Origin of the sequence: Aeromicrobium sp. Root495 (genome assembly GCF_001426755.1) — a bacterium.
In the GTDB taxonomy this organism is placed as follows: Bacteria; Actinomycetota; Actinomycetes; order Propionibacteriales; family Nocardioidaceae; genus Aeromicrobium.
The window spans coordinates 433,993-449,498 of the sequence record NZ_LMFJ01000002.1; the positions used below are offsets into that span (position 1 = coordinate 433,993).

General features: G+C 71.2%; 12 protein-coding genes. 10 read left to right on the forward strand and 2 right to left on the reverse strand.

The window, feature by feature from the left end:
* Positions 1 to 26: 26 nt before the first annotated feature.
* Entirely contained in the window at positions 27 to 1,502 is a 1,476-nt protein-coding gene (locus ASD11_RS16210) for a flavin-containing monooxygenase (protein ID WP_056289967.1), read from the reverse strand.
* Positions 1,503 to 1,620: 118 nt separating this feature from the next.
* Between ASD11_RS16210 and ASD11_RS16215 the strand changes: the two genes are divergently transcribed.
* Together ASD11_RS16215 and ASD11_RS16220 are read left to right on the forward strand one after the other, a co-directional pair.
* On the forward strand, positions 1,621 to 2,286 hold the full coding sequence (locus tag ASD11_RS16215) for an SIMPL domain-containing protein (RefSeq protein WP_056289969.1): 666 nt from the start codon (positions 1,621 to 1,623) through the stop codon (positions 2,284 to 2,286).
* Between the two features lie 68 nt (positions 2,287 to 2,354).
* Positions 2,355 to 3,575 carry an alpha/beta hydrolase gene (locus ASD11_RS16220; protein ID WP_056289973.1) on the forward strand — a complete coding sequence of 407 codons (1,221 nt, stop codon included), beginning with the start codon at positions 2,355 to 2,357 and terminating at the stop codon, positions 3,573 to 3,575.
* Positions 3,576 to 3,599: 24 nt separating this feature from the next.
* On the opposite strand, the gene ASD11_RS16225 is transcribed toward ASD11_RS16220, so the two are convergent.
* Complete coding sequence (locus ASD11_RS16225; RefSeq protein WP_056289977.1) at positions 3,600 to 5,099, reverse strand: DUF3352 domain-containing protein; 1,500 nt, start codon at positions 5,097 to 5,099, stop codon at positions 3,600 to 3,602.
* A gap of 125 nt (positions 5,100 to 5,224) precedes the next feature.
* Here ASD11_RS16225 and ASD11_RS16230 point away from each other — a divergent pair, with 125 nt between their 5' ends.
* The 8 genes from ASD11_RS16230 to ASD11_RS16265 all read left to right on the forward strand — a co-directional run bounded on the left by ASD11_RS16230 (position 5,225) and on the right by ASD11_RS16265 (position 15,467).
* Positions 5,225 to 5,830 (forward strand): TetR/AcrR family transcriptional regulator, encoded by a 606-nt coding sequence (locus ASD11_RS16230; RefSeq protein WP_235503381.1) that lies wholly within the window; start codon positions 5,225 to 5,227, stop codon positions 5,828 to 5,830.
* Positions 5,831 to 6,649 carry a TIGR03084 family metal-binding protein gene (locus tag ASD11_RS16235; protein ID WP_056289979.1) on the forward strand — a complete coding sequence of 273 codons (819 nt, stop codon included), beginning with the start codon at positions 5,831 to 5,833 and terminating at the stop codon, positions 6,647 to 6,649.
* A 149-nt stretch (positions 6,650 to 6,798) separates the two neighbouring features.
* Positions 6,799 to 8,526, forward strand: a complete 1,728-nt coding sequence (locus ASD11_RS16240; protein ID WP_235503382.1) for an acyclic terpene utilization AtuA family protein — start codon at positions 6,799 to 6,801, stop codon at positions 8,524 to 8,526.
* Positions 8,527 to 8,602: 76 nt separating this feature from the next.
* Positions 8,603 to 9,757 (forward strand): acyl-CoA dehydrogenase family protein, encoded by a 1,155-nt coding sequence (locus ASD11_RS16245; protein ID WP_056289984.1) that lies wholly within the window; start codon positions 8,603 to 8,605, stop codon positions 9,755 to 9,757.
* Positions 9,758 to 9,766: 9 nt separating this feature from the next.
* Entirely contained in the window at positions 9,767 to 11,356 is a 1,590-nt protein-coding gene (locus tag ASD11_RS16250) for an acyl-CoA carboxylase subunit beta (RefSeq protein ID WP_442854200.1), read from the forward strand.
* 115 nt (positions 11,357 to 11,471) lie between these two features.
* Positions 11,472 to 13,406 carry an acetyl/propionyl/methylcrotonyl-CoA carboxylase subunit alpha gene (locus ASD11_RS16255; protein WP_056289986.1) on the forward strand — a complete coding sequence of 645 codons (1,935 nt, stop codon included), beginning with the start codon at positions 11,472 to 11,474 and terminating at the stop codon, positions 13,404 to 13,406.
* Positions 13,403 to 14,569 (forward strand): acyl-CoA dehydrogenase family protein, encoded by a 1,167-nt coding sequence (locus ASD11_RS16260; RefSeq protein WP_056289988.1) that lies wholly within the window; start codon positions 13,403 to 13,405, stop codon positions 14,567 to 14,569. The genes ASD11_RS16255 and ASD11_RS16260 overlap by 4 nt, the downstream gene beginning before the upstream one ends.
* Before the next feature lie 145 nt (positions 14,570 to 14,714).
* Entirely contained in the window at positions 14,715 to 15,467 is a 753-nt protein-coding gene (locus ASD11_RS16265) for an enoyl-CoA hydratase-related protein (protein ID WP_056289990.1), read from the forward strand.
* Positions 15,468 to 15,506 lie beyond the last annotated feature (39 nt).

The following is a 15,506-nucleotide window of genomic DNA, read 5'->3' on the forward strand; positions in this document are numbered from 1 at the left end:
CCCACGATCCTAGGGGCGACGGGCGGTCAGGTGAGGGCGTAGTCCTCGAGGGGGAAGCGCCCGGCCTCGCGGAAGGCGTTGAGGGTGGACGTGGGGCGCAGCAGCGTGGCCTCGCCGTGCTGGTTGAAGTAGTAGCTGCGGCTCGTGGAGCACGAGCCGAGCGCGAAGACGGAGTCGCCGAGCCGCTCGGTCATGCGGTCGAGGAACGCGTCGTTGGCCTCCTCGGTGACCTCGAACTCGGTGGCGCCGCGCTCGGCCATCGCCGTCAGGAGCCGGGTCATGTGCTTCATCTGGCTCTCGATCGTGGTGAAGTACGAGAGGCCCGAGTAGGAGTACGGGCTGTTGAGCGTGAAGAAGTTGGGCATCTTGGGCACCGCGATGCCCTCGTAGGCCTGGAAGCGGTTCTCGCGCCACCACGCGCCGAGGTCACGACCCTCGCGGCCGACGATGCGGAAGGCCGGGAAGTTGGTGCCCCACAGGTCGAACCCGGTGGCCAGGACGAGCGTGTCGACCTCGTGCCGGGTGCCGTCGGTGGTGACGATCGCGTCGGGCTCGACGCGATCGATCGGCGTGGTCTCGAGGTGGACGTGGGGCTCGTTGAAGGTGGGGTAGTAGGTGTTGGAGAACGTGGGTCGCTTGCAGCCGAAGGAGTAGTCGGGCGTGAGCTTGCGGCGCGTCTCGGGGTCCTTGACCTGGCGTTCGAGGTGCCTCGTGGCGAGGCGGGCGGCGAGCGAGTTGAGGACGTGCAGCTGGCGGTACTTCAGGACGCCGGCCACCATGACGGCCTCGAGGACGGCGGAGCCGGCGTCGCGTGCGATCCGTTGCGTGAGGGGCACCCGGGCGTAGAGACGTTGCAGGCGCCTCGGCACGGCGGCGTCCGACTTGGGCGTCACCCAGATGGCGGTGCGCTGGAAGACCGTGAGCTCGGCCAGCCGCGGAGCGATCTCCGGGATCAGCTGGACGGCGGTGGCGCCGGTCCCGATGACGGCGGCCCGACGGCCCTCTAGCTCGACGTCGTCGTCCCACTGCGTCGTGTGCAGAACGGTGCCGGCGAAGGAGTCGATGCCCTCGATGTCGGGGAGCTTGGGCTGGGAGAGGAACCCGGTGGCGGTGAGCAGGAAGCGTCCTCGGACGGGCTCCCCGCCCTCGACGTGGACGGTCCAGGCCTTGGCGTCCTCGTCCCACTCGGCGCCTGTGGCGTTGACGCCGAACCGCATGTGCCGGCGCAGGTCGTAGGTCGTGGCGACGTGGTCGCAGTAGGCCTTGAGCTCCCGCCCGGGGGCGTAGAGCCGTGACCAGTACGGGTTGGGCTCGAAGGAGTACGAGTAGGTGGCCGAGGGGATGTCGACCGCGAGCCCGGGATAACGGTTGACGTTCCACGTGCCGCCGAGGTCGTCCTCCCGCTCGAGCATCACGAGGTCGTCGTGTCCGAGACGGCGCAGGGCGATGGCGGCCCCCATGCCGCCGAACCCGGTGCCGACGATGACGGCGTCGTGGATCATGGCTCACTCCCATTTTCGGATACCGACGGTATGTGAGTCGTGAGTCTGCAGGACGGACCGGTCGATGGCAACCCCCGACACCACGACCGGTGGCGCTCCGGTCAGGCAGGATGGTGCGATGAGCCTCCTGATCACCGTGCGCGGCAGCGCCGAGAGAAGCTGTCCGGCCGAGCGCGGGATCGTGTCCCTGGGAGCCCACGTGGAGGGGTCCGAGAAGGACGAGGTCGTGGCCCGGGCCAAGCGGGCCCTCGACCCGCTCGTCTCCCAGCTCGGCGAGCTGCAGCAGCGCGGCGCGCTGGCCACGTGGTCGAGCGACCAGGTCAGGGTGATCTCTCAGCACCCGTGGGCGGGGGACCGACGCTCCGACGAGGTCGTCCACACGGCGAGCTTCGGGGTGCGGGCCGAGTTCGTCGACTTCGAGAAGCTGGCCGGCTTCGTGGACCACTGGGCCGGTCGCGACCACGTGGAGGTGCACGGCCTGGCGTGGGACGTGCTGGCCTCCCACCGTCGCGCCTACGTGGCCGAGGTCCGCAAGGCCGCGGTCGACGATGCCGTCGCCACGGCGCAGGCCTACGCCGACGCCGTGCGGCGCGGCCGGGTGACCCCGGTGGAGATCGCCGACCCCGGCATGCTCGGTGACGGCTCCGGTGGCGGCGGAGCAGCGCCCATCATGGCCAAGGCGGCCTTCGCCGACCTCTCGTCCGACGGTGGTCCTGGCCTGCGACTGGAGCCCGAGGACATCCTGATCGAGGTCTCGGTCGATGCGCGATTCACCACCGACTAGGCCTCTGACCTGCGTAAACGTGACGTGAGTCGTTTGCCAGAGGTGCATACCCGCAGTACGGTCGAAGCATGTGGTGGACCTCCTGGCTGGACCGAGTCCGTGGTCGTCGTACCCCCGACGTCGTCGGGACGCGACGCCTCCGCGGCCGCGTCCCGGCCGTGCCGCTGGGCCGCCGAGCCCCCATGCGAGTCGTCTACACCGACGCCGTGGTGCACGAGACCTACACGCTCAAGGCGCGCGTCCTGCAACGCGCGGCGCGGCTCGTCTTCAAGCCGCTGCTCCAGCTGACGCCCATCAACGACCGCAGCCTCGCCACCCTCCGCTCGCTCGACCGGCTGTCGGCGCGCGGGCCGCGCTCCCGGTACGTCGAGCCGGTGCGGCACGAGCTGGGCGGGGTGCCGGTCGAGTCCATGACGCACCGCTTCGGCCCCACCAGTGAGATGAGCGTCCTCTACCTGCACGGCGGCGGGTTCTTCTCGTGCGGCATCGAGACGCACCGGCGGATCTGCGAGCGCCTCGCCTACTACACGGGTGCCACGGTCACGTCGGTCGAGTACCGCCAGCTGCCGGAGGGCACCGTCGCGGACTCCGTGCAGGACGCCATCAACGCCTACGCCGCGCTCGTCGAGTCGGCGGTCGACCCGCACAAGATCGTCGTCGCGGGTGACTCTGCGGGGGGCTACCTCACCATGAAGATCGCCGAGCTCGCCACGCGCCGGGGGTTGCCGGTCCCGGCCGCGCTCCTCACGTTCTCCCCCCTGCTCAGCCTCGACCCCGAGCGCACCGACAAGGGCATCGACCGGGTCACGCGCATCCGCGACGCCTACCTGCCGATGCGTCGCATCCCCAAGATCCGTGAGCGCTGGATGCCCGAGGGTGCGCTGATCGAGGGCTACGCCTCACCGCTCCACGCGAGCGCCTACATCACCTCGCCCGCGTTCTTCGTGGCCGTCGAGGACGAGATGCTCCGTCCCGAGATCGAGGCCATGGCCCTGCGTCTGGCGGAGCGGGGCGTGACGGTGGAGACCCACCTGTGGCGCGGTCAGGTGCACGCTTTCCCCGTGCTGGCCGACGCGCTGCCCGAGAGCCGTCAGGCCATCCAGCTCGCGGCTGCGTTCGCGCGCCGGGCCGTGGGCGAGCTGCCCGAGGAGACCGGCAGGCCGGACCAGGAGCCCGTGGAGGGTGAGCTGGTCGAGGAGGTGGCCGACGCCGACGAGGAGATCATCGACGTCGACCTGGAGGGCCCGGAGCCCGACACCCGCCGACGCTGGTTCTTCCAGGCCAGCTGAGCCTCGGGACCCGGCCCCAGGCCCTCAGTCCTCGAACACGACCTTGAACGAGAACCGCTGGTCGTCGTCCTCGAGCCACGACGAGATGCCGACGGCGGTCAGCGGGCCGAGGTCGTCGAGCACCTCCTCGACGTCGGGCGGCGGCGAGGCGGCCTTGAGAGCCTTCACGATCGCGCTGACGTCGACGAACAGTCCGCCGAGCGAGTCCGACGGGCGCTCGACCGCGGCCTTGAACGACGGCTTGGACCCGAGGTCGCCCTTCGTCGAGAACTTGGCCGCCGCCTCGGCGTTGCTGGCGAGCGCGGCGCCCGTGTCGGTCTCGGAGACCTGGAGCGGCAGCCCCAGGTTGGTGGACGCGAGGCGCGAGAGCCGGGTGAGCAGGTCGCTCGTGGCCGTCTTGTCGCCGGTGACCGCGAGGCCGATGTCGAGCGACTCGACGTCGCTCGGCGACGACAGGGTGGGCAGCGTCTCCAGGTTCTCGGAGCCGACGGCCAGCCTGAGACCGCCACTGGTGAGGGTCCGCAGGTCCTCGGGGTACTTCAGGCCGAAGGACTGCTCCACGAAGTCCGAGAAGTCCTCGGTGGTGAAGTCCGGGTCGGCCTCCTGCTCGACGCCCTTCTCGAACGCCTCGGCGTACTGCTCGCCTCCCGCGAAGCCGAGGGCCAGGACGGTGTCGTCGGGCAGGGTCCCGAGATCGAGCGGCTTGCCGTCGGGCTTGGTCTTGGTGCGGGTGAACCCGGCGACCTCGAGCGTGGAGCTCCCGGCGCGCAGGGACGCGGTGACCGTCTCCAGCTCCTCGAGTCCCGTGGCGCCGGTGCCGGCCAGGCTCTGCAGCTCGGGGACGTCGGCGAGGGCCTTGCCGTCGAACCAGACCGAGGCGACGCCGCGCTCACCGAGCTTGTCCTCGTCGGCGGAGAAGCGCTCGGAGTCCGAGAGCGGCTTCTTCTCGGCCTGCTTGACCACGGAGTCGACCGTGCGCTGGTTGGGGCCGACCACCACGTAGCCCTGGCTCACGGCGACGCCGCTGTCGCCCTCGCCCGCGCACCCGGCGATCTTCTTGGCCGCGGTGACGGACTTCTTCTCGTCCTTCGTCTGCAGGACGACGACGGGCTGGTTGATGCTGCCGCCCACGAGGCCGACACCGGCGCGGTCGCCGAGCCACGGCTCGACGTCGTCGTCGTAGTCGAGCCCGTCGCACTCCTCCACCAGGTCCTCGAACACGAGGCGGCGCAGGTCGTCCTTGTCGCTCTTGATGCCTGCCTCCTCGGCCAGGCTGGGCACCTTGCGGATGAGGCGGAGGGCCGCGACCTTCTGGGAGGCCGACGGGTCGAGGTCGACGCGGGCGTAGGCGACGGTGGAGGCCGGCAGCACGTCGGCCGGCTGCAGCCCGCCGCCCGACAACCGGGTGTACGCGTAGGCGCCGCCGCCGGCCAGGGCCAGGACGAGGACGCCGGCCACGACGAGTGGGACGGTCCTGCGCTTCCTGGGCTCGTCGGCCGGCAGGGTGATGGTGGGCTCGGTCATGGAGGCTCCCCGGATCGTTCGTTGGTGCGCAGAGGCTATCGGAATCCTGTGAAGTCGGCCCGCACTCATCTCGCCAGAAACAGTCAGACTTGACGGTTAATGGGACGGCGGGTCATCCTGGGCGCGTGACGAGTCAGCCCGTGCAACGCACGCCGCAGGCCGAGCGCACGGCCGCGATGCGGCTGCGGCTCATGGAGGCGACCGTCGACTGCCTCGTCGAGCTGGGGTGGGCCGGCACCTCCACGACCGTGGTCAGCCGTCGCGCCGGCGTGAGCCGCGGCGCGCAGCTGCACCACTTCCCCAGCAAGCAGGCGCTCGTGGTGGCGGCCGTCGAGTTCCTCACCGAGCGGCGGCGCGACGAGCTGGCCGCGGCCGCGGAGGAGCTGCCGGAGCAGGGCCGCACCCGCGCCGTGCTCGACGTCCTTGCGGCGCAGTTCGTCTCGCCGGTCTTCTTCGCCGCCCTGGAGCTGTGGGTCGCCGCCCGCAGCGACGCCGAGCTGCTCGAGGCCGTGGGGCCGCTGGAGCGTCGCCTCGGCCGCGAGACCCACGTCCACGCGCTGGGCCTCTTCGAGGTCGAGGAGGCCAAGGGCGACAACCGGGCGCTCGTGCAGGCCACGCTCGACCTCCTGCGCGGCCTGGGCCTGGCGGCCTCGCTGAGCGACGACACCCGACGCCGTGGCGCGATCCTCGACGCCTGGGCCACCACCCTCGACCTCCGACTGGAGCGCTGAATGTCCGAGCCCCTGAACCCCGGGACCCCCTCCGCCAAGGACCAGGTCCTCGCCGATCTCGCGGCCGAGAGCGAGCAGCTCGACGGCTGGGTCTCGGGCCTCTCCGACGACGACTGGACCACCGTCACCACGCCCGAGGGCTGGACGGTGACCCACCAGGTCGGCCACCTCATGTGGACCGACCGCACGTCGCTCGCGGCCGTGGCCGGCGGCGACGAGTGGGACATGCTGGTGCACCTGGCCGTCCAGGACCCCGAGGGATTCGTCGACACCGAGACGGCGCGCATGGCCGAGCTTCCGCCGGAGTCGATGCTGCACCACTGGCGGGACTCGCGGCAGCGTCTGGCCGAGGCGCTGGCGGCGGTGCCCGACGGGCAGAAGATCCCGTGGTTCGGGCCGCCCATGAGCGCGACGTCGATGGGGACCGCCCGACTCATGGAGACGTGGGCGCACAGCCGCGACGTCGCCGAGGCCGTCGGGATCGAAGCCCCCCGGGACGACCGCTGCAAGCACGTGTGCCACCTGGGCGTGCGCACACGCGGCTTCGCCTACCTGACCCGGGGGCTCGAGGTCCCCGACGCCGAGGTGCGCGTCGAGCTCGTCGGTCCGTCCGGCGCCGTCTGGACGTGGGGTCCGGAGGATGCCACCGAGCGCGTCACGGGCTCGGGCTACGACTTCGCGCTGCTGGCCACGCGTCGGCGCCACCTCGCCGACGTCGACGTGCACGCCCAGGGTGAGCACGCGCAGGAGTGGCTCGGCATCGTCCAGGCCTTCGCCGGCAACCCCGGCACCGACCCCCGCCCCCTCGCCGACCGCTGACGGTTTACCACGTTAAGCGTGCAACCTGACCCATACCTCCGGAAGCTTCCGTAGGGATGGGTCGGTTTACCAACCCCCCGTGGTAAACCGCGGTGGGGGAGAAACAAGCAGGCTTGACTGTTTGTTCTGTTTCAGGGCATGCTCGAGACGTGACGATTCGTGTCGGCAACTGCTCGGGGTATTACGGCGACCGTCTCTCGGCGATGCGCGAGATGCTCGAGGACGGTGAGCTCGACTACCTGACGGGCGACTACCTCGCCGAGCTCACGATGCTGATCCTGGGCCGCGACCTCATGAAGGACCCGAGTCTCGGGTACGCCAAGACCTTCGTCCGCCAGGTCTCGGACTCCCTCGCCCTGATCAAGGAGAAGGGCGTCCGCGTGGTCGCCAACGCCGGCGGCCTCAACCCCGCGGCGCTGGCCGACAAGCTCCGCGAGCTCGCCGCCGAGCAGGGCGTCGAGATCGCGATCGCCCACGTCGAGGGCGACGACCTCCGGCCGCGCTCGGAGGAGCTGGGCTTCGGGGGCGTGCTCACCGCCAACGCCTACCTCGGCGCCTTCGGCATCGCCGCCGCGCTCGAGGCCGGCGCCGACGTCGTCGTCACGGGTCGTGTCACCGATGCCTCCGTCGTGGTGGGGCCCGCCATCCACGCCTTCGGGTGGGGTCGCGACGACCTCGACCAGCTGGCCGGCGCCGTCGTGGCCGGGCACGTCATCGAGTGCGGCACGCAGGCCACCGGGGGCAACTTCAGCGGCTTCGCGAGCCTCGACGTCACGCGCCCGTTGGGCTTCCCCCTCGCAGAGATCGACGCCGACGGATCGAGCGTCATCACCAAGCACGAGGGCACCGGAGGCGCCGTCACGGTCGACACCGTCACGGCCCAGCTCGTCTACGAGGTGAGCGGCCCGGCCTACGCCAACCCCGACGTCGTCGCGATGCTCGACACCGTCCACCTCGCGCAGGAGGCCGACGACCGCGTGCGGATCAGCGGCGTCAAGGGTGCGCCGCCGCCGCCCACCACCAAGGTCTGTCTCAACGCACTCGGCGGGTTCCGCAACAGCGTCGAGCTGGTCCTGACAGGCCTCGACATCCCGGCCAAGGCAGCGTGGGTCCGCGCCCAGGTCGACGCCGCACTCCAGGCGACCCCTCCCGACGAGGTCGTGTGGCACCTCGACCGCACCGACGTCTTCGACCCCGCCACGCAGGCCCAGGCCACGTCGTACCTGCACTGCCACGTGAAGAGCGCGAGCCCCGAGCCGGTCGGCCGGACGTTCAGCGACGCCTTCGTCCAGGTGGCGCTGGCCTCCTACCCCGGCTTCACGCTCACCGCGCCGCCGTCCAAGGGCACGCCGTTCGGCGTCTACCGCGCCGCGTACGTGCCGCAGACCGACGTCCCGCACGTCGTCGTCCACCCCGACGGCCGTCGCGAGGACGTCGCACCCCCCATCACCACCGCCCCCCTTCCAGATCTGCGCCGTGATCGACCGAGCAGCGACACCGAGACGGTCGATCACGGCGCAGATCGGGCGGTACGGGCGGTCCCGCTGGGGGAGCTGGCGTACGCGCGGTCGGGCGACAAGGGCGGCGACGCCAACGTCGGAGTCTGGATCCCCGCCCACCATCCGCGCCGTGCCGACGCGTTCGCCTGGCTCGCGAGCGAGCTCACTCCCGAGCGCGTGCAGGAGCTCCTCTCGGAGTCCGCCGACCTCGACGTCGAGGTGCACGCGTTCCCCGAGCTGGCCGGCGTCAACATCGTGATCCACGGTCTGCTGGGCGAGGGTGTCGCGTCGTCGACCCGCCTCGACCCGCAGGCCAAGGCCGTCGGCGAGTGGCTCCGTGCCCGCGTCGTGACCATCCCTGAGGAGCTCATCGCATGAGCGAGCGCCAGCGAGTGAACGATCAGACTGTCATGACGGTGCCTCCGTACCGTTCCTTTTCTACGGAGGTAGCGGCATGACCACAGCCTGGAACACCCCCGAGCGCAAGGCACTCCGGTCCGCCGTGGAGGACTTCACGCGCGCCGAGATCGTGCCGCACCTCGCGCAGTGGGAGGACGACGGCCAGCTCCCGCGCGAGCTGCACGCCACGACGGCGAAGGCCGGCTTCCTCTCCGTCGGCTACGACGAGGCGGTCGGTGGCGACGGCGGCGACATCCTCGACGCGTGCGTCGTCACCGAGGCGATGCTCGCGGCCGGCGGCTCGACCGGGCTGCAGGCGAGCCTCTACACGCACAGCATCGCGCTGCCCCACATCATCGACAGCGGCAACGCCGACCTCATCGACCGCTACGTCCGGCCCACCCTCGCCGGCGAGAAGATCGGCTCCCTCGGCGTGACGGAGCCGGGCGGCGGGTCCGACGTGGCGGCCCTCAAGACCCGCGCCGTCCGCGACGGCGACCACTACGTCGTGAACGGCGCCAAGACCTTCATCACGTCGGGTGTCCGCTCGGACTTCGTGACCACCGCGGTCCGCACGGGCGGCGACGGTCACGCCGGCATCTCCCTGCTCGTCATCGACAAGGACTCGCCCGGCTTCACCGTGAGCAAGAGCCTGCGCAAGATGGGCTGGCACTGCTCCGACACCGCCGAGCTCTCCTTCGACGACGTCCGTGTGCCGGTCGAGAACCTCGTCGGCGAGGAGAACGGCGGCTTCTACCTCGTCATGCAGCAGTTCGTGGGTGAGCGGATCGGCCTCGCCGTCCAGGCCTACGGCACGGCCCAGCGCGCCCTCGACCTCTCCGTGGCCTACGCCCGCGAGCGCGAGACCTTCGGCAAGCCGCTCATCGCCCGGCAGGTCATCCGGCACAAGCTGGTCGAGATGCACACGCGCATCGCCGCGGCGCGCGAGCTGACCCGACGCGCCGTCGAGCGCGCGCTCGAGACCGATCGCTCCGACATGTCGCTCATCCTCGACGCCGTGGTGGCCAAGAACCAGGCCGTCGAGTGCGTCGAGTGGGTCGTGAACGAGGCCGTCCAGATCCATGGCGGCATGGGCTACATGCGCGAGTCCGAGATCGACCGGCACTACCGCGACGCCCGCATCCTCGGCATCGGCGGCGGCGCCACCGAGGTCATGAAGGACCTCGCGTCCAAGCTCCTGGGCTACTGAGAGGCAGCCGTGAAGACAGTCATCGATCCCACCTCGGCGGCGTACGCCGAGAACCGCGCGGCCATGCTGGAGCGCGTCGACGACCTCGCCGAGCAGCACGCCAAGGCGCTCGCCGGCGGCGGTGAGAAGTACGTCGACCGCCACCACCAGCGCGGCAAGCTCACGGCCCGCGAGCGCATCGAGCTGCTCGTCGACCCCGACTCCCCGTTCCTCGAGCTCGGTGCGCTCGCCGGCTGGGGCACCGACTTCACGGTGGGCGGCTCGATCATCACGGGCATCGGCGTCGTGGAGGGCGTCGAGGTCATGATCGTGGCCAACGACCCCACCGTGAAGGGTGGCTCGTCCAACCCGGTCACGGTGAAGAAGGGCTTCCGAGCGGCGCAGATCGCCGAGGAGAACGGCCTGCCGACGATCAACCTCGTCGAGTCCGGCGGCGCAGACCTCCCCACCCAGAAGGACATCTTCATCCCCGGCGGAGCGAGCTTCCGCAACATCACCCGCGCGAGCGAGGACCGTCGGCCCACGGTGGCCCTCGTCTTCGGCAACTCCACCGCGGGCGGTGCCTACATCCCGGGCATGAGCGACTACGTCGTCATGGTCAAGGAGGGCGCCAAGGTGTTCCTCGGCGGCCCGCCGCTCGTCAAGATGGCCACGGGTGAGGAGTCCGACGACGAGTCGCTCGGCGGAGCAGAGATGCACGCGCGCACGTCGGGCCTCGCCGACTACCTCGCCGTCGACGAGCACGACGCGATCCGTCTGGGCCGCCAGGTGGTGCGCCGGCTCAACTGGACCAAGAAGGGCAAGGCGCCGGTCACCGAGTACGGCGAGCCGCTCCTCGACCAGGAGGACCTGCTGGGCATCGTCCCCACCGACCTCAAGGTGCCGTTCGACCCGCGCGAGGTCATCGCCCGGCTCGTCGACGACAGCGCCTTCGACGAGTTCAAGCCGCTCTACGGCTCGAGCCTCGTCACCGGCTTCGCGCAGCTGCACGGCTACCCGATCGGCATCCTCGCCAACGCGCAGGGTGTGCTGTTCAGCCAGGAGGCGCAGAAGGCCGCGCAGTTCATCCAGCTGGCCAACCAGACCGACACCCCGCTGCTGTTCCTGCACAACACCACCGGCTACATGGTGGGCGCGGAGTACGAGCAGGGCGGCATCATCAAGCACGGCGCCCAGATGATCAACGCGGTCTCCAACTCCAAGGTCCCGCACCTCTCGGTCGTCATGGGCTCGTCCTACGGCGCCGGCCACTACGGCATGAGCGGCCGCGCGTACGACCCGCGCTTCATGTTCAGCTGGGTGGGCGCCAAGTCGGCCGTCATGGGTCCGGCCCAGCTGGCCGGCGTCATGGAGATCGTGGCGCGCGGCTCGGCGGAGTCCAAGGGCCAGCCGTTCGACGCCGAGGGGTTCGCCGGCATCAAGGCGTACGTCGAGCAGCAGATCGAGGAGCAGTCCATCGCGTACTTCACGTCGGGCCTCGGCTACGACGACGGCGTCATCGACCCGCGCGACACCCGCGCGATCCTCGGCATCTGCCTCTCCACCATCCACACCGCGCCGGTCGCCGGCGCCCGAGGCTACGGAGTGTTCCGCCTGTGAGGCGCGCGGCTCCTTCGTCGCCGCACCCGCGGCTCGTCCCTCACCGCGGCCACGCTTCGCGCGGGCGCCAGCCTCGCTGCGCTCGGCCTGTGCGCACTTCCGGAAGTGAGTTCTCGTGATTCGTTCAGTCTTGGTTGCCAACCGCGGGGAGATCGCGCGCCGCGTGTTCCGCACGTGCCGCGACCTCGGCATCACCACCGTGGCCGTGCACTCCGACGCCGACGCCGATGCGCCCTTCGTCGGCGAGGCCGACGTCGCCGTCCGGCTGCCGGGCAACGCGCCGTCCGAGACCTACCTGCGCGGCGACCTCGTGATCGCCGCGGCGCAGCAGGCCGGCGCCGACGCCATCCACCCCGGCTACGGCTTCCTGTCCGAGAACGCCGACTTCGCCCGCGCCGTCGTCGAGGCCGGGCTCACCTGGATCGGCCCCACCCCGGACTCCATCGACGCGATGGGCAGCAAGATCCGCGCCAAGGAGCTGATGGCGAAGGCCGACGTCCCGATCCTCGACGTCGACCCGGCCACGGCCACCGCGGCCGACTTCCCGCTGCTCGTGAAGGCGTCGGCCGGTGGCGGCGGGCGCGGCATGCGCGTCGTCGAGAAGGCCGAGGACCTCGAGACCGAGCTCGGCAAGGCCGCCGCCGAGGCGGAGTCCGCGTTCGGCGACGCCACGGTGTTCGTCGAGCCGTACCTCGCCACCGCACGCCACGTGGAGGTGCAGGTCCTCGCCGACACCCACGGCACCACGTGGGTCCTGGGCGACCGCGACTGCTCCATCCAGCGCCGTCACCAGAAGGTCGTCGAGGAGGCCCCCGCTCCGGGTCTGTCCGACGCCACGCGCGACGTCCTCCACACCGCCGCGCGCAACGCGGCCGAGGCCGTCGGGTACGTCGGCGCAGGCACGGTCGAGTTCCTCGTCGACGGCGAGAGGGCCTTCTTCCTCGAGATGAACACGCGTCTCCAGGTGGAGCACCCCGTCACCGAGGAGATCTTCGGGGTCGACCTCGTGGCTCTCCAGGTGGCCGTCGCGGAGGGCCGCGCGCTCGAGGGCGACGCGCCGAGGCCGTCGGGTCACGCCATCGAGGTGCGCCTCTACGCCGAGGACGCCGCCGACGACTGGGCTCCTCAGACCGGCACGGTCCGCACCTTCGAGGTCCCGGGCACCGCAGGGATCCGCGTGGACTCGGCCATCGAGTCGGGCTCCGTGGTCACGCACTTCTACGACGCGATGATCGCTAAGGTCGTGGCGTTCGCCGACACCCGCGAGCAGGCGATCCGTCGTCTCGACTCGGCGCTGCACGGCACCAAGGTCCACGGGCTCACCACCAACGTCGGGCTGCTCCGCGGCGTCCTGGCCGACGACGAGTTCGTCGCCGGTCGCGTCCACACGGGGCTGCTCGGTGAGCGGATCGATGCCTGGACAGCGCCGAGCCTCACCGACGAGCAGCAGGAGCGGCTCGTCCTCGCCGCCGCCCTCGCCGAGGCGCGCACGGCGTCGGTCACCTCGCCCGTCCAGGCCCGCATCCCGACCGCCTTCCGCAACGTCCCGAGCCAGCCTCGGACCCGGAGCTACACCGTCGGGACGGCGGCCGAGCCGGTCGAGGCCACGTACTGGTCCCGCGGCCGGAGACTCGTGTCCGACGTCGCCGAGGTCGTGTCCGCCGAGCCCGGCACCGTCGTGCTCGAGGTCGGCGGGGTCGCCGAGACGTACTCGGTCTCGGTCAACGACGCGAGCGTCGACGTCGACGGGCCGCACGGCTCGCTGAGCCTCACGGTGGTCCCCACGTTCGTCGACCCGTCCGACGTCGTGGCGGCCGGATCCCTCCTCGCCCCCATGCCGGCCTCCGTCGTCAGCGTCGGGGTGGAGCAGGGCCAGCAGGTCAGCAAGGGCGACGTCGTCGTGGTCCTGGAGGCCATGAAGATGCAGCACACCATCACGGCACCGACCGACGGTGTCGTGGCCGAGCTCGGGGTCACCCCGGGCCAGCAGGTCGAGTCGGGCGCCGTCCTGGCGGTCATCGAAGGCAGCACCGAAGGAGACACGGAATGAGCAACAACTTCACCGAGACCCAGGAGCGCGGCGAGCTGCGCAAGGCGGTCGCCGCCCTCGGCGCGAAGTACGGCGAGGCCTACTTCTACGGCGCAGCCAAGGAGGGTCGCAAGACCACCGAGCTGTGGGGCGAGGCCGGGAAGCTCGGCTACCTCGGCGTCTCCATCCCCGAGGAGTTCGGCGGCGGAGGCGGCGACATCGGCGACCTCGCCGCGGTGTGCGAGGAGCTGGCCACGGCCGGCTGCCCGCTCCTGCTCATGGTCGTGAGCCCGGCCATCGTCGGCACCACGATCGCGCAGTACGGCACGCAGGAGCAGAAGGAGCGCTGGCTTCCGGGTCTCGCCGACGGCACCGCCACCTATGCCTTCAGCATCACCGAGCCCGACGCCGGCTCCAACTCGCACAACATCGTCACCAACGCCGCCAAGGCAGAGGACGGCGGCTGGGTGCTCAACGGCGGCAAGACCTACATCTCCGGCGTCGACGAGGCGAGCCACCTGCTCGTGGTCGCGCGCCGGTCCGACGCCAAGACGGGCAAGCTCAAGCCGGCCCTCTTCATGGTGCCCACCGACGCCGAGGGCTTCACGGCCCAGGAGATCGACATGGGGATCATCAGCCCGGAGAAGCAGTTCACGCTCTTCTTCGACGACGTCCGCCTCCCGGCCGACGCCCTCATCGGCAGTGAGGACGCCGGGCTCGAGCAGCTCTTCGCGGGCCTCAACCCCGAGCGCATCATGGCCGCCTCCATGGCCACCGGCACCGCGCGCTGGGCCATCCGCAAGGCCGTCGCCTACGCCAAGGACCGCGAAGTGTGGGGCAAGCCGATCGGCGCGCACCAGGCCATCTCGCACCCGCTGGCGCGGCTGCACATCGACGTCGAGATGTCGCGCCTCCTCACCCAGAAGGCCGCCGCGCTCTACGCCGCAGGCGACCTGCTGGGTGCCGGCGAGGCGGCCAACATGGCCAAGGTGGCGGCGGGTGAGGCGGCGGCCAAGGCCGTCGACCAGGCCATCCAGACGCACGGCGGCAACGGCCTGGCCAACGAGTACGGTCTGGTCCAGGCCGTGGCGTCGTCGCGCCTGTCCAACATCGCGCCGGTGAGCAAGGAGATGGCACTCAACTTCGTGGCCCAGTTCTCCCTGGGCCTCCCCAAGTCCTACTAGCCGGCCGCGTTCGTTCCGCCCCCACTCGCGGAGCTCGCGGGTGGTACCCCCACCGCTCGATCTCGGTGCTCGCAAGGGCTCGCACCGAGCCGGCTGGCCGGGCTCCGCCCGGCCTATGGTCACTTCAACTCTCCCGGAGGTCCGGATGCCCACTGAGCTCGTGCACCTCGACGTCGCCGACGGCGTCGCCACCATCACGCTGGACAGCGAGCACAACCGCAACGCCCTGAGTCGCCAGCTCGTCACCGAGCTGGCCGACCGGCTCACGGCGGCGGGGGAGCACCCCGACGCCAAGGTCGTCGTGCTGCGCTCGGCCCACCGGGTCTTCTGCTCCGGCGCCGACCTCTCGGAGGCCGCGTCGGGCGGCATGGTCGAGGGCGCGCAGGCGCTCGTGGCGATGCAGCGCCAGATCGCCACGCTCCCCCAGCCCGTGGTCGTCGTCCTGGCCGGCCCGGTCCGGGCCGGAGGCCTCGGCCTCGTGGGCGCGGCCGACATCGTGCTCGCCGCGGAGTCGGTCTCGTTCGCCCTCACCGAGGTGCGTCTCGCGCTCGCGCCGGCCGTCATCTCGCTCTCGCTCCTCCCGCGACTCACCGACCGAGCCGCCGCCGACCTCTTCCTGACGGGTCGCACCTTCGACGCGGCCGAGGCGGCGCGGCTGGGCCTCGTGACCCGCGCCGTCCCCGACGACTCCCTGGCCGGCGAGCTCGCGGCCGTGCTGACGGATCTCTCGGCCGGCTACCCGCAGGGCTTCCGCGAGACCAAGAAGCTCCTCAACCACGACCTCGTCGCCCGGATCGACGCGCTCGGTGGTGGTGTGGCCGAGCAGTCCGCGGCACTGTTCGGCAGCGACGAGGCCCGCGCCGCGATGCTCGCCTTCCTGGAGCGGAAGCGGGGCTAGGACCGGGCGACGGCGGTCCGGCGGTGCGCCCGGGTCCGT

What these genes read in the sequence shown, in the direction of transcription:
- ASD11_RS16215 (WP_056289969.1), top strand. Translation starts at nt 1,621, where the DNA reads ATGAGCCTCCTGATCACCGTGCGCGGCAGCGCCGAGAGAAGCTGTCCG.
- ASD11_RS16220 (WP_056289973.1), top strand. Translation starts at nt 2,355, where the DNA reads ATGTGGTGGACCTCCTGGCTGGACCGAGTCCGTGGTCGTCGTACCCCC.
- ASD11_RS16245 (WP_056289984.1), top strand. Translation starts at nt 8,603, where the DNA reads ATGACCACAGCCTGGAACACCCCCGAGCGCAAGGCACTCCGGTCCGCC.
- ASD11_RS16235 (WP_056289979.1), top strand. Translation starts at nt 5,831, where the DNA reads ATGTCCGAGCCCCTGAACCCCGGGACCCCCTCCGCCAAGGACCAGGTC.
- ASD11_RS16210 (WP_056289967.1), bottom strand. Translation starts at nt 1,502, where the DNA reads ATGATCCACGACGCCGTCATCGTCGGCACCGGGTTCGGCGGCATGGGG.
- ASD11_RS16225 (WP_056289977.1), bottom strand. Translation starts at nt 5,099, where the DNA reads ATGACCGAGCCCACCATCACCCTGCCGGCCGACGAGCCCAGGAAGCGC.
- ASD11_RS16265 (WP_056289990.1), top strand. Translation starts at nt 14,715, where the DNA reads ATGCCCACTGAGCTCGTGCACCTCGACGTCGCCGACGGCGTCGCCACC.
- ASD11_RS16260 (WP_056289988.1), top strand. Translation starts at nt 13,403, where the DNA reads ATGAGCAACAACTTCACCGAGACCCAGGAGCGCGGCGAGCTGCGCAAG.